The sequence below is a fragment of the Pseudomonas sp. UBA6562 genome, assembly GCF_002434265.1.
In the GTDB taxonomy this organism is placed as follows: domain Bacteria; phylum Pseudomonadota; class Gammaproteobacteria; order Pseudomonadales; family Pseudomonadaceae; genus Aquipseudomonas.
In genome coordinates this window covers 206409-219595 of sequence record NZ_DJJS01000008.1, presented here as the reverse complement: position 1 = coordinate 219595, position 13187 = coordinate 206409, and the positions used below count along the sequence as shown (strand labels likewise).

General features: G+C 63.9%; 14 protein-coding genes. 5 read left to right on the top strand and 9 right to left on the bottom strand.

The annotated features are described in order from the left end of the window. Positions 1-91: 91 nt before the first annotated feature. Positions 92-1411, bottom strand: a complete 1320-nt coding sequence (gene yegQ, locus B4M43_RS16725) for a tRNA 5-hydroxyuridine modification protein YegQ (protein WP_296268590.1) — start codon at positions 1409-1411, stop codon at positions 92-94. A gap of 120 nt (positions 1412-1531) precedes the next feature. Here yegQ and B4M43_RS16720 point away from each other — a divergent pair, with 120 nt between their 5' ends. Next, positions 1532-2596, top strand: a complete 1065-nt coding sequence (locus B4M43_RS16720; RefSeq protein WP_296268589.1) for an AI-2E family transporter — start codon at positions 1532-1534, stop codon at positions 2594-2596. A 48-nt stretch (positions 2597-2644) separates the two neighbouring features. Here B4M43_RS16720 and B4M43_RS16715 read toward each other — a convergent pair whose 3' ends face one another. Beyond that, positions 2645-4723, bottom strand: coding sequence for a TonB-dependent receptor family protein (locus tag B4M43_RS16715; protein ID WP_296269019.1), 2079 nt, complete (start codon positions 4721-4723; stop codon positions 2645-2647). 219 nt (positions 4724-4942) lie between these two features. Between B4M43_RS16715 and B4M43_RS16710 the strand changes: the two genes are divergently transcribed. The 3 genes from B4M43_RS16710 to B4M43_RS16700 are packed head-to-tail and all read left to right on the top strand — an operon-like array spanning position 4943 to position 5937. Continuing rightward, on the top strand, positions 4943-5212 hold the full coding sequence (locus B4M43_RS16710; protein ID WP_296268588.1) for a response regulator transcription factor: 270 nt from the start codon (positions 4943-4945) through the stop codon (positions 5210-5212). After that, positions 5202-5573 carry a head completion/stabilization protein gene (locus tag B4M43_RS16705; protein WP_296268587.1) on the top strand — a complete coding sequence of 124 codons (372 nt, stop codon included), beginning with the start codon at positions 5202-5204 and terminating at the stop codon, positions 5571-5573. The genes B4M43_RS16710 and B4M43_RS16705 overlap by 11 nt, the downstream gene beginning before the upstream one ends. Beyond that, on the top strand, positions 5566-5937 hold the full coding sequence (locus B4M43_RS16700) for a hypothetical protein (RefSeq protein ID WP_296268586.1): 372 nt from the start codon (positions 5566-5568) through the stop codon (positions 5935-5937). The genes B4M43_RS16705 and B4M43_RS16700 overlap by 8 nt, the downstream gene beginning before the upstream one ends. A 58-nt stretch (positions 5938-5995) precedes the next feature. Here the strand turns inward: B4M43_RS16700 and B4M43_RS16695 are convergent, their stop codons facing one another. Beyond that, the gene (locus B4M43_RS16695) at positions 5996-6385 is read right to left on the bottom strand and encodes a helix-turn-helix domain-containing protein (RefSeq protein WP_296268585.1); all 390 of its coding nucleotides are present in this window, start codon (positions 6383-6385) and stop codon (positions 5996-5998) included. Between the two features lie 201 nt (positions 6386-6586). On the opposite strand from B4M43_RS16695, the gene B4M43_RS16690 reads away from it, so the two are divergent. Continuing rightward, positions 6587-6853 (top strand): ogr/Delta-like zinc finger family protein, encoded by a 267-nt coding sequence (locus B4M43_RS16690; protein ID WP_296268584.1) that lies wholly within the window; start codon positions 6587-6589, stop codon positions 6851-6853. Positions 6854-6905: 52 nt separating this feature from the next. Here B4M43_RS16690 and nuoN read toward each other — a convergent pair whose 3' ends face one another. The 6 genes from nuoN to nuoI are packed head-to-tail and all read right to left on the bottom strand — an operon-like array spanning position 6906 to position 13186. After that, on the bottom strand, positions 6906-8375 hold the full coding sequence (gene nuoN / locus B4M43_RS16685; RefSeq protein ID WP_296268583.1) for an NADH-quinone oxidoreductase subunit NuoN: 1470 nt from the start codon (positions 8373-8375) through the stop codon (positions 6906-6908). A 7-nt stretch (positions 8376-8382) separates the two neighbouring features. Then, positions 8383-9915, bottom strand: coding sequence for an NADH-quinone oxidoreductase subunit M (gene nuoM / locus B4M43_RS16680; RefSeq protein WP_296268582.1), 1533 nt, complete (start codon positions 9913-9915; stop codon positions 8383-8385). A 49-nt stretch (positions 9916-9964) separates the two neighbouring features. Then, positions 9965-11818, bottom strand: a complete 1854-nt coding sequence (gene nuoL, locus B4M43_RS16675) for an NADH-quinone oxidoreductase subunit L (RefSeq protein ID WP_296268581.1) — start codon at positions 11816-11818, stop codon at positions 9965-9967. After that, on the bottom strand, positions 11815-12123 hold the full coding sequence (gene nuoK / locus B4M43_RS16670) for an NADH-quinone oxidoreductase subunit NuoK (RefSeq protein WP_296268580.1): 309 nt from the start codon (positions 12121-12123) through the stop codon (positions 11815-11817). The genes nuoL and nuoK overlap by 4 nt, the downstream gene beginning before the upstream one ends. Before the next feature lie 3 nt (positions 12124-12126). Next, complete coding sequence (nuoJ, locus tag B4M43_RS16665) at positions 12127-12627, bottom strand: NADH-quinone oxidoreductase subunit J (RefSeq protein ID WP_296268579.1); 501 nt, start codon at positions 12625-12627, stop codon at positions 12127-12129. Between the two features lie 10 nt (positions 12628-12637). Then, entirely contained in the window at positions 12638-13186 is a 549-nt protein-coding gene (gene nuoI / locus B4M43_RS16660) for an NADH-quinone oxidoreductase subunit NuoI (protein ID WP_296268578.1), read from the bottom strand. Position 13187: the final 1 nt, after the last annotated feature.

The window sequence follows — 13187 nt, the reverse complement described above, 5'->3', positions numbered from 1 at the left end:
GTTCATCGAGCCGGTGGCGAGCATAGGGCCCAGCTCAGGCATTGTCACTGCGCCGGGCTGTCAGCCAGCTGAGCGCCAGATGACCGAATCGTCAGGTCCGCAAGTCGCGCAGCAACAGGCCGAACGCCAGCGGCACCTGCTCCGGAATCGGCAGATACACCACATGGCCATCCCCGGGCGCGACTTCGATAGCGCGTTGTTGCTTGTCGCGTAGGCGGTGCAGGTCGAAGTGGTAGTTGCCGCCAGGCGTCATCAGCTCCAGGTGATCGCCCAAGGCGAAGCGGTTCTTTACCTTGACCTCGGCCAGCCCTTCGACCCGCAGGCCGGTCAGCTCGCCGACGAATTGCTGGCGTTCGGACACTGAATTGCCGCGCTGGTAGTTCTGGTATTCGTCATGCACATGGCGGCGTAGAAACCCTTCGGTGTAACCGCGCTGGGCGAGCGATTCGAGGTTGTCCATCAGGCTGCGGTCGAACGGCCTGCCGGCGGCCGCGTCGTCGATGGCCTGGCGGTAGGCCTGCACGGTACGGGCGCAGTAGAAGTGCGACTTGGTGCGGCCTTCGATCTTCAGCGAGTGCACGCCCATCGCGGCCAAGCGAGCCACGTGGTGCACGGCGCGCAGGTCCTTGGCATTCATGATGTAGGTGCCGTGCTCGTCCTCGAAGGCGGGCATGGCCTCGTCGGGGCGGTTGCTTTCCTGCAGCAGGAACACCTGCTCGGTGGGGGCGCCCAAGCCCAGGGTGGGCTCGACCTGACGGACGATCTCGCCGGTGACGTTCTCGGTAGCCACGTTGGCCTGGTACTTCCAGCGGCAGGCATTGGTGCAGCTGCCCTGGTTGGCGTCGCGTCGGTTGAGGTAGCCAGACAGCAGGCAGCGTCCCGAATAGGCCATGCACAAGGCGCCATGCACGAACACTTCCAGTTCCATCTCCGGCACCTGCTGGCGAATCTCTTCGATCTCCTCCAGCGACAGCTCGCGCGACAGGATCACCCGCGTCAGCCCCAGGCTCTGCCAGAACCGTACGCTGGCCCAGTTCACCGTATTGGCCTGCACCGACAAGTGCACCGGCATCTGCGGATAGTGCTCGCGCACCAGCATGATCAGGCCGGGATCGGACATGATCAGCGCGTCCGGCCCCATGGCGATCACCGGCGCCAGGTCCTTGAGGAAGGTCTTGAGCTTGGCGTTGTGCGGCGCGATGTTCACCACCACGTATAGCCGTTTGCCCAGCGCGTGGGCCTCGGCGATGCCCTGGGCCAGGGTCTGGTGGTCGAAATCGTTGTTGCGCACCCGCAGGCTGTAGCGCGGTTGGCCGGCGTACACCGCGTCTGCGCCGTAGGCGAAGGCATAGCGCAAGGTCTGCAAGCTACCGGCCGGTGCCAGCAATTCGGGCTTGTTGGGGAGGGTCATGGCGCACCTGGCGAAAGGCGCGAATGCTAAAGCTGGCAAGGTGCCAGAGTATTGATCTGCATCAACGGCACTTTTGCCCGAACGCCATGCACTAATGGGGTGAATTCTCGAGGAATCTTCATGAACGAAACCCTGTTGCAGAACAAGGCGCTGACCGTGCTGCTGGCCGGAGTCACCATCGCCTTCATTTGGATCTTGCTGCCCTACTACGGCGCGATGTTCTGGGCCGTGGTGCTGGCGGTCATCTTCGCCCCGATGCAGCGCAAGATGCTCATGCGCTTCAACAAGCGTCGCAACCTGGCGGCCGGGGCGACGTTGGCGGTGTGCCTGACCATCGCCATCCTGCCGGTGATCGTCATCAGCGGCCTGCTGGTGCAGGAAGGGGCCTCGCTGTACCAGCGCATCCAGAGCGGCAACCTGGACATCGCCGGTTACGTGGAGCAGGGCAAGCACATGCTGCCCACGTTCGCCCAGAACGGTCTGGACCGGCTCGGCGTGGGCAACCTCGACGGCCTGCGCCAGAAGATCACCCAGTTCGCCAGCCAGGGCAGCCAGTACTTTGCGACCCAGGCCTTCAGCTTCGGCCAAGGCACCTTCGACTTCATCGTCAGCTTCGGCATCATGCTCTACGTGCTGTTCTTCTTCCTGCGCGAAGGGCCGGACACCGCGCGCAAGATTCGTCAGGCCGTGCCGCTGCCCGAAGACCAGAAGCGTCGTCTGCAACTGAAGTTCAACCGCGTGGTGCGCGCCACCGTCAAAGGCAACCTGGTCGTGGCCATCACCCAGGGTGCTTTGGGCGGCATCATCTTCTGGCTGCTCGACATCCCCAGCGCGCTGGTCTGGGCCGTGCTCATGGCCTTCCTGTCGCTGTTGCCTGCCGTAGGCGCAGGCATCGTCTGGGGGCCGGTGGCCTTGTATTTCCTGGCCACGGGCATGTACTGGCAGGCCATCATACTGACAGCCTTCTGTGTGCTGGTGATCGGCCTGGTCGACAACATATTGCGCCCCATTCTGGTAGGCAAGGACACGCGCATGCCCGACTACCTGATTCTGGTGTCGACCCTGGGCGGCATGGCGGTGTTCGGCCTCAACGGTTTCGTGATCGGGCCGTTGATCGCTGCGCTGTTCATTTCCAGTTGGGCGATCTTCTCGTCCACCAAGCCCAAAGTGAACCTGCCCGACTGAGCCCCTTTGCAAGCGGCCCGGCCCAAGACCGCCGGGCCGTCCCCGCGCTCATCTGAAACTGTAAGACACCCCCACATATGCCGCTCGACCCTCACCCGGTGTCGAGCGTGCCACGTCCTGGCCGTTGTCGTCGAAACCTGGCGTCACCGTCGCCGAATAACGTTCGCCGCCCAGATTGCGCAAGTCGAGCCAGGTCTGCCAGTCCTGCTTGGGCGAGTTCCAGCCCAGGCGTGCGCCGAACAGTGCATAGGCCTCGGCATGCCGGCTGTTGGCGTAGTCCACTTGGACCTTGGAGGCCAGCTGCGTATTGGCGGCTGCGTAGAAGCCGCTCGGCCAGTCGTAGCGCAACTCGCCTTGGTAGTAGTGCACCGGCAGCCCTGGCAGGCGATTGCTGCCAAAACGCGCGTCGTTGCGATAATGGAAGTCGCTGTAGGTGTAGGCCTGGCGCAGGCCCAGGCGGCCACCGTCGGCGCGCTGCCAGAGCATGCTGTCCAGCCCGGCTTCCACGCCTTGGTGCACGGTGGGGCTGGCGTTGAACTCGGCTGTGCTGATGTTGGGCACCAGCTCCACCGCGAGCAGTTCGTGGCGCACTTGGGCGTAGTACCAGGCCAGGTCCCAGCGGCCGATGGCCGCGTCGCCACGCGCGCCCAGCTCGAAGGTAGTGGCCGTCTGGTTACGCATTTCGATGGGCTGGATCTGCCCACCGGCCACTGGCGGCGAGCTCCAGATCAGCGACCATGGATGCGGCGGCTCGACCGAGCGGCTGAGGTTGCCGAACACTTGCAAGGCGGGGTCGATGTCGTAGCGCAGGCCGATCCGTGGGGCGTAGTCCCAGTCATGCTGGCTGACCTTGCCGCCTGCAACCGGGTAACTGACGTCGCTTTCACGTCGGGTGTAGATCACGGCCAGGCCCGTGGTCAGCCACAGGTCGGGGCGCAGCTCCAGGTCGTTGCTCAGGTGCAGGACGGTGTCCGAGCCCTGGTAGCTGAAGTCGCGCGTGCGCGTGCCTATCGGGCGCAAGCCGTTGGACGCTTCCGGCACGCGCACGAACTCCGAAGCGCCGGTGTTGGGTAGGTGCTTGCTGGTGCGCCAGCCGAGGGTGGTGTTGCTCTGGTGACCGGCCAGGGTGTCGCGGCGGTGGTAGTCCAGGGTGCCGCTGACATCGCTGTAGGCGACCTTCAGGCGGTTGGGGCCTTCCCGCAGGTCCATCGGGAAATCGTGGTAGACCAACCCGGCCACTAGGCTCGAATCGTCGTCGAAGGTGTAGGTGGTCTTGTTCGCCAGCCAGGTGCTTCCCGGTTGTGGGCGGCTGGCGTCGCGGCGCAGGTAGACCGGGTTGGCGCCGCGTGGGTCGTGCTTGATCTGTGCTTGAGTCAGGCGCCCGGCCAGCTGGTTGTCGGTCTCGCGGTAGCGCAGATAGAAGCGCGTTTCCAGGTTGGCGTCGAAACGATAGCCGAGGTTGGCGGCTACCCCTTTGGCGCGGCCCTCGCTGTGGGTCTGGTAGCCGTCATAGTGCATGTCGGTCAACGCCACATAGTAGTCGAGATTGCCCAGCACCTGCCCCGAGCTGATCTGGCGATGGCTGTAGCCGCGGCTGCCGACCTCGTAGCGCACCTGCAAAGGCGCGGCATCGTAGCCGGTGTGGGTGATGTAGTTCACCGCGCCCCCCAGCGCCAGCGCACCGCGTTGCAGGCCGTTGGCGCCGCGCAGCACTTCCACGCGGTTCAGCCACAGCGGCTCGAGCAGTTCGTAAGGCGTGCCGCCGGGGCCGGTCAGCGGCAGGCCGTCGAACATCGCGTACACACCCGAACCATGCGCGCCCGGCGCGCGGTTGATGCCAGAGCCGCGAATCGACAGCTTGATGCCCTCGTTGCCGGCCGATTGCGCGAACACCCCTGGCTGGTAGGCAAATACGTCCTGGTTGGTGGAAACGCGGCCCTGTTCCGTGTGCTCCATATCGACCAGGTTGCTGGCGCCGGGCTGAGCCTGTAGGCGCGCAGCGGCGCGTTCCTGCTCGGTGCTGGCATCGTCGATCAGCACTTGGTCCAGCTCCAGGGGCGCGATATCGCCGGCACTGGCCGCACCGGGAAGCAGGGCAAGTAGAAAGAGGGGTAGGGCGGGGCGCATCATGCAACTCCTGGCGATGGCAAGCGGGCAGTGGCGTTGAGACGCGCGAAAGCACCGTCGAAGCACGGCTTTTTTCGGCGATCGCGCAGTGTCGGTGAAGCCGTGCTTGTGAGTGTGGGTTCTACAAGCGCAGGTGATGGAGCCCAGGCCCGTCGGCTTCGTAAGGTGGGTGCCTCGCTGTCCCGCTATGGGGTGGCCTTATGCTTGCGGAGCTCGACCATGCACACTGCATCTACCCTCCAGGTAAACCGGCAGCCTGAACCGACCATCCGTTTGACGCCACGCGAACAGCAAGTCCTGCTTTGGTGCGCCTACGGCAAAACCTCCTGGGAAATTGGCCAGATCCTGGGCTGCAAGGAATCGACGGTCAATTTCCATGTCGGCAACATCCTGCGCAAATTCGAGGTGGAGACGCGGGTGGCGGCTGTGATCAAGGCCATCCGCTACAAGCTGCTGGACGCTTGCGAGGAGGTGAAGGATGAGCGCTGAAGCAGGCCAGTCCCATCCGTCGTCCGGTGGCGTCAAGCGCTTCGCCGACTGCCACGATCCGTTCTGGCCACGGATCGATCTCGCCACCTTACGCACGCGGCTGTCGTTGCACGCGTCGGTCAGCGAAGCGCAACTGCATCTTGCCGCATGCAGCGCGGCCATCACGGCGGCCCAGGAGTTCGCCGAATGGCGTCGGGCACTGCGCGCCCGCGGTTTCAAGCACCTGGAAGACCTTGCCGGGCATGCCTCGGGCCAGGCATTGTCGCGCTGCTATCGGCAGTGCCTGGAGCGAGCGACGCAGCGCGCATTGTGCGCTGTACCCCATGCACGCCGGCACGGTGCGGAGGTGAGCCATGGCTGACGAATCGCTGGTCCAGGCGTGTGAACAGGCCATGGCCTTTCTGGACGTCGATCCACGCGTGGTGTTCGGCGCTACGCTGGGCGCATTGCTGGTCAGTCTGGCCAGAGGGCGCATGAAGGTCTGGCTGATGCTCGGTGCGGGCTCGCGGCGCTCGGTGCGCAAAAGCCTGGTCCTGATGGTGCTCAGTACAGGAGTGGGGTGCTTGTTCGAGCCGCTGATTCAAGGCTTGGCGCCGATGCTGTCCAGTGGCATGGCCGCGTTTTCGGCGGCAGTGGCGGTGATTCCGATCAGCTTGAAGATCATGGTGTGGCTTGATGGTCTGGATCTGCACGAGCTGTTGCAACGGATTCGGCGTCGGGGCTGAAGCAGGGAAGTGGCCGAGGTCCACGGCGCGGCGACGCCGGGGTGAGGCGGTATGTGGATCAGGCTCGCAGATCGCTCAACTGCGCATGCAGCGACTGCACCTGCAGTTCCAGTTGTTGCAAGCGTTGCTTGTCTTGAACCTGGACCAGAATCGCCTGGCGGTCGGGTTGAGTGAGGGTACGCAGCCGTGCCAGCAACGCGCTTTCCCATTCGTCGGGGCCACCCGTGGCGCGTTGCGGCGCTCCCTCGCCCAATAACAGCCAGTCCAGAGAACAGTCATGAGCACGAGCGATTTCTACGCAAAATGCGTATGGAATGCTGTCGCGGACTTTCCAGCTGCTCAGGGTCTGCGGGCTGATCTGTAGCGCTTTCGAGAGCTGGGCATCGCTGTCTGATTGGGTCAGCGATTTCAGTCGAGCGAGCAGGAGGCTTACTGAGGTATTACTCATTTTGAATATCCATGACTAGTTAACGGCTTTTCCTGGGCGTAAACTACTCGTTACAAATACATCTCTTACGATTGAGCCGAGAACCGCAGCTATGAGCATCAAAGACCCACACAACGAACTCGCACTATCTAGGAATACTGACACAACTTGCAGAAATAGCTTACATGCAACGGCATCGGTCTATCACCGGTGGAGCCATTTGTGAGCGGGTATCGTCTGGTTTGCCCGCACTGCCGCAGCCGCATGAGGATTCGCACCAGTGAGGGGAAACATATCTTCTTGCGTATCGCCTATCTGCAATGCTCGGCAGAGGCCTGTGGTTGGTCGGTGCGCGCCGAATTCGAAATGACCCACGAACTGTCTCCTAGCGGGATGCCCAATCCCGATGTCAGTCTGCCCAAGGCCGACCGCGCTCTGCGTCAGGCGGCTTTGGTAAAAGACGCGGATGGCGCTGTCAGCGGGCGTTGAAGGCAAAAAAAACCCCGCCGAGGCGGGGTGTTTTGCGTAGTGCGTCAGATACTCAGCCCAGCAACGGCAGCCCGGCCTGCTGGACGAGGTCCAGCAGCGGCTGCGGGTAGACGCCCAGTACGAAGGCCAGAATGGCGATGGCCAGCAGCATCACGCCACCGGTGCGCTGTTCCCACTTGAGCGGCGCATCGTGGCGACGCAGGTTGGGTTCGGCCAAGTACAGGGTCACCATTACCCGCAGGTAGTAGTACACGCCGATGGCGCTACCGACCACCAGGGCGCCGGTCAACCACCACAGTTGCGACTGCACGCCGGTGGCGATGATGTAGAACTTGCCGATGAAGCCCGCGGTGAGGGGAATGCCGGCCAGCGACAGCATCATCACGGTCAGCACGGCAGTCAGGTACGGCCGGCGCCAGAACAGGCCGCGGTACTCGTACAGCGCGTCGGCATCGCGGCCGGCGTAGGGCGAGGACATCAGCGTGATCACGCCGAACGCACCCAGGCTGGTGATCACATAGGTGACCAGGTACACGCCCATCGCTTCCACGGCCAGGCCCTTGCTCGCCACCAGGGCGATCAGCAGATAGCCGAAGTGGGCGATCGACGAGTAACCGAGCAGGCGCTTGAGGTTGCTCTGGGTCAGGGCCAGCAGGTTGCCGACCAGGATCGAAGCGACCGCGATCACGGCCAGCACGGTGCTCAACACGCCGCTGCTGGCAGCTGGCGACAGCATGAACAGCCGTACCACCACGGCGAACACCGCCACTTTACTGGCCGTCGCCAGGAAGGCCGCCACCGGCGCGGGAGCGCCTTCGTAGACGTCCGGGGTCCAGAGGTGGAAGGGCACCAGCGACAGCTTGAAGGCCAGCCCTACCAGCATCATGCCCAGGCCCAGTTGCGCGAGCAGGCTCGGCATGCCGGTGCTTGCCAGGGCCTTGCCAATCCCGTCGAAGCTCAGGCTGCCGGCATCGGCATACAGCAGCGCCATGCCGAACAGCAGGAACGCCGAGCCTGCCGCCGACAGCACCATGTACTTGATGCCCGCTTCCAGCGAACGCTTGTTGAAGAAGGCGTAGGCCACCAGACCGTAGACCGGCACCGACAGCAGCTCCAGGCCGATGAACAGCCCGGCCAGGTGGTTGGCGCTGACCAGCACCAGGCCGCCCAGGGCCGACATCAGCAGCAGCAGGTACAGCTCTTCGCGGTTGCCGGGGTAGCCGGTTGCGCCTTCGCCCAGGTAGGCATGCGCAAGCGTCACGCATGCCAGGGTCGCCACCAGCATCAAGGCCATGTACAGGCAGGCGAAGTGGTCGATGGTGATCAGGCCGGTCACCGCCAGGGGCGCGACCTTCATGGCCGGAATGATCGACAGCAACGCCAGGTTCAGACCAATGGTGGACAACAGGAAGGTTTGTGAATGGTTGCGCTTCCAGGCGATCGCCAGCATCACCACGACGGTGGTGATGGTGGTGATCAGCATCGGCGCCAGTGCGATGAAGTGTTGAGTGGTGAATTCCATAACGCTCTTACCGGGCCGAAGCGAGTTGAGTGAAAGCGGAACCGAGCCACTGCTGCACACCGCTCATGGTGGCGGCAGAAGTGTCGAGGAACGGCTGCGGATACACGCCAAGCACGATCAGCAGGACCGCCAGGCCCAGCACCATGGTCAGCTCGCGGCCATCCATGCCGGCCAGCACGGTGTCGCCCTTGGACGGCCCGAAGTAGGCGCGGTGGATCATGATCAGCGAGTACACCGAACCGAACACCAGGCCCGTGGTAGCGATCACGGTGATCCAGGGCACGTGGGCAAAGCTGCCGATCAGGATCAGGAACTCGCCGACGAAGTTGCCCGTGCCCGGCAGGCCAAGGGAGGCCGCGGCGAAGAACAGGCTGATGGCCGGCAGGTAGGCGATGCGGTGCCATAGGCCGCCCATCTGGCGCATGTCGCGGGTGTGCAGGCGCTCGTACAGCTGGCCGGACAGGATGAACAGCGCCGCCGCCGACAGGCCGTGGGCGAGCATCTGGATCACCGCGCCTTGCAGCGCCTGCTGGCTGCCCGAGTAGATGCCGATCAGCACGAAGCCCATGTGCGAGACGCTGGAGAAGGCGATCAGGCGCTTGATGTCGGTCTGCGCGAAGGCCAGGAAGGCCCCGTAGAAGATGCCGATCAGGCCGAGGGTCATGGCGATCGGCGCGAACTCGGCCGAAGCGTTGGGGAACAGCGGCAGGGCGAAGCGCAGCAGGCCGTAGGCCGCGGTCTTGAGCAGGATGCCGGCCAGGTCCACGGAACCTGCGGTCGGCGCCTGGGCGTGGGCGTCGGGCAGCCAGGAGTGGAACGGCACCACCGGCAGCTTCACGGCGAAGGCGATAAAGAAGCCCAGCATCAGCAGGTATTCGACGCCAGACGGCAGCTCGGCCTTGAGCAGGTCGCTGTAGTTGAAGGTCAGCACGCCCGTGGTGTTGTAGTTGAACAGCACCAGGCCCAGGATCGCCACCAGCATGATCAGGCCGCTGGCCTGGGTGAAGATGAAGAACTTGGTCGCCGCGTAGATACGGGTCTTCTTGCCGTCCGCCGAGCTGTGACCCCAGAGCGCGATGAGGAAGTACATCGGCACCAGCATCATTTCCCAGAAGAAGAAGAACAGGAACAGGTCCAGGGCCAGGAACACCCCGACCACGCCGCCCAGGATCCACATCAGGTTGAGGTGGAAGAAGCCGACGTGGGCCTGGATCTCTTTCCAAGAACACAGCACCGACAGCAGGCCGAGCAGGCCGGTCAGCAGGATCATCAGCAGCGACAGGCCATCGAGCGCCAGGTGCACGCTGATGCCGAAGCGCTGGATCCACTGGACTTTGAATTCCATGGCCCAGGCCGGCTCCGCGCCAGGAGCGGGGGCGAGCGTGTAGTCGCCGTGGGCCCACAGCCACAGGCCGATGCCGAGCAGCAGGGACATGGTCAACAGCGCGATCCAGCGCGGCAGGGTGGCGCCGAAGCGCTCAGCCAGCCAGCACAGGAGGCCGCCGATGAAGGGGATCAGGATCAGCCAAGGCAGAATCATGACGGGTTCGTTTCCTTTCGCAGAGTCGCAAGGTTCGCAAGATTCAGGGTCATACCGCCGCCACCAGGATAGCGCCAAGCACTAAGACGGCGCCCACGGCGATGGAGGCGGTGTACCAGCGCAGCTGGCCGGTCTCGGTCTTGCTCATGGCCACGTGTCCGCCACGCGCCAGGCGCGGGACCAGACCGATGGTGCGGTCGACCGGGTCCTTGCGCAGGACGTGGCTGATCCACAGGTACGGTTTGACGAACAGCTTGTCGTACAGCCAATCGAAGCCCCAGGCGGCATACCACCAGGCCGAGAGGAATCGCCCGATGCCGCTGTTGGCCACGGCGGTGACCAAGCGGCGCTTGCCGAGGAAAAGCATGGCTGCCAGCAAGATGCCGGCAATCGCGATGGCACCGGAGGCGATTTCCAGGCTGTGCTGGGCTTCGCCACCTTCGTGACCGGCGCTTTGCGGCAGCACACCGGCCAGCGGCGGATGGATCCAGGCACCGATGAAGGTCGACAGCACGATCAGCACGCACAGCGGCAGGCCGTGGGCCAGGCCATGGCCGGCATGGGCTTCGGTCTTGGCTTCGCCGTGGAAGGCGATGAAGATCAGGCGGAAGGTGTACAGCGAGGTCATGAAGGCGCCCACCAGACCTGCATACAGCAGGTTGGCGTTGCCGCTGGCGAAGGCTTCCCAGAGGATTTCGTCCTTGGAATAGAAGCCCACGGTAATGATGGGCAAAGCCGCCAGGGCCGCGCCGCCGACCAGGAAGCTGGCGTAGGCCAGCGGCAGCTTCTTCCACAGGCCGCCCATCTTGAAGATGTTCTGTTCGTGGTGGCAGGCGTTGATCACCGAACCCGAGGCGAGGAACAGCAAGGCTTTGAAGAAGGCGTGGGTCATCAGGTGGAAGATCGCCGCCTGCCAGGCGCCGACGCCCAGGGCCAGGAACATGTAGCCGATCTGGCTCATGGTCGAGTAGGCGAGGATACGCTTGATGTCGGTCTGCACCAACGCGGCGAAGCCGGCCAGCACCAAGGTCACGCCGCCGACCACGCCTACCAGGTGGAGGATGTCCGGGGCCAGCAGGAACAGGCCGTTGGTACGGGCGATCAGGTAGACGCCGGCCGTGACCATGGTCGCGGCGTGGATCAGTGCCGAGACAGGCGTCGGACCGGCCATGGCGTCGGCCAACCAGGTCTGCAGCGGCAACTGCGCGGACTTGCCGACCGCACCGCCCAGCAGCATCAGTGTGGCAAGCACCATCCAGGTGTCGCCGGCCTGGAATTTCTGCGGTGCCAGCACCAGCAGTTCCTGCACGTCCAAGGTGCCCAGCTGGGCGAACAGAATGAACAGGCCGATGGCCATGAACACGTCGCCGATGCGGGTGACGATGAACGCTTTGAGCGCGGCGTTACCGTTGTTGCGGTTGCTGTAATAGAAACCGATCAACAGATACGAGCAGAGGCCCACGCCTTCCCAACCGAAGTAGATGAACAGCAGGTTGTCGCCCAGGATCAGGAACAGCATGCTGGCGATGAACAGGTTGGTGTAGGAGAAGAACCGCGAGTAGCCGGTGTCGCCACGCATGTACCAGGACGCGAACAGGTGGATCAGGAAGCCAACGCCGGTGACCACCCCCAGCATGGTGACCGATAGGCCATCCAGGTACAGGGTGAAGTTCGGCGCGAAGCCGTCCACCGACATCCACTGCCACAGCAGTTGGCTGTACGCGCCGCCTTCGGGCGGGGCGACGTTGAACTGCCAGATCACGTAAGCGGCCACGGCCGCCGAGAGACCGACCGAGCCGACGCCGATCAGCGCCGACAGGTTCTCGGAGAACCGCCCGCGGGAGAACGACAGCAGCAGGAAGCCGATCAGGGGAAAGACGAAAGTCAGGAAGAGAAGGTTCATCCGCGCATCTCACTGGCAGCATCGATGTCGAGGGTGTGGAAGCGGCGATACAGCTGCAGCAGGATGGCCAGGCCGATGCTGGCCTCGGCCGCTGCCAGGCTGATCACCAGGATGAACATGATCTGGCCGTCGGGCTGTACCCAACGGGCCCCGGCGACGATGAACGCCAGGGCAGACGCGTTCATCATGACTTCCAGGCTCATGAGCACGAAGAGAATGTTGCGCCGGACCATGAGGCCGACCAGTCCTAGACAGAACAGCACGCCGGCGACCGCCAGGCCGTGCTCGAGAGGGATAGCACCCATGATTTACTCCTTCGCCTCGTTGCGGCCCAGGTGGAAGGCGGTGACCGCCGCAGCTAGCAGCAGCATCGAGGCCAGCTCGACCACCAGCAGGTAAGGGCCGAACAGGCTCACGCCCACGGCTTTGGCGTCTACCGTGACGCCACTGATGCCGGCACCGCTTGGCGCGGCGAACAGCACGTAGAGCAGCTCGATCAACAGCAGCGCGCCCAGCAGCACGGGCCCTGCCCAGATGCCTGGGGTGAGCCAACCGCGCTCCTGGGCGACCGAGGCCGGCCCGAGGTTGAGCATCATCACCACGAAGACGAACAGCACCATGATGGCGCCGGCGTAGGCGATCACCTCCAGGGCGCCGGCGAACGGCGCACCCAGGGAGAAGAAGATCATCGCCACGGAGATCAGCGAGATGATCAGGTACAGCAGCGCATGCACGGGGTTGGTCCCGGTCACCACCCGAAGGGTGGAGACCACGGCGATCCCGGATGCGAAGTAGAACGCGAATTCCATCTTTCTGTCCTTATGGGAGCAAGCTCTTCACGTTGATCGGCTCGGCTTCGTTCTGCGCGGCGCCTTTCGGTTTGCCTGCGATCGCCATCCCGGCAACACGGTAGAAGTTGTAGTCAGGGTTCTTGCCGGGGCCGGAGATCAGCAGATCTTCCTTTTCGTAGACCAGGTCCTGACGTTTGAACTCGGCCATCTCGAAATCCGGGGTCAGCTGGATCGCAGTGGTCGGGCACGCTTCCTCGCACAGGCCGCAGAAGATGCAGCGTGAGAAGTTGATGCGGAAGAACTCGGGGTACCAGCGGCCGTCGTCGGTCTCGGCCTTCTGCAGCGAGATGCAGCCGACCGGGCAGGCCACGGCGCACAGGTTGCAGGCAACGCAACGCTCTTCACCGTCCGGATCGCGGGTGAGTACGATGCGGCCGCGGTAGCGCGGCGGCAGGTACACGGCTTCTTCGGGGTATTGCAGGGTGTCGCGCTTGCGAAACCCGTGGGAGAACACCATCGCCAGGCTGCGCAACTGGGTGCCGGTGCCTTTCACGATGTGGCCGATATATTTGAACATG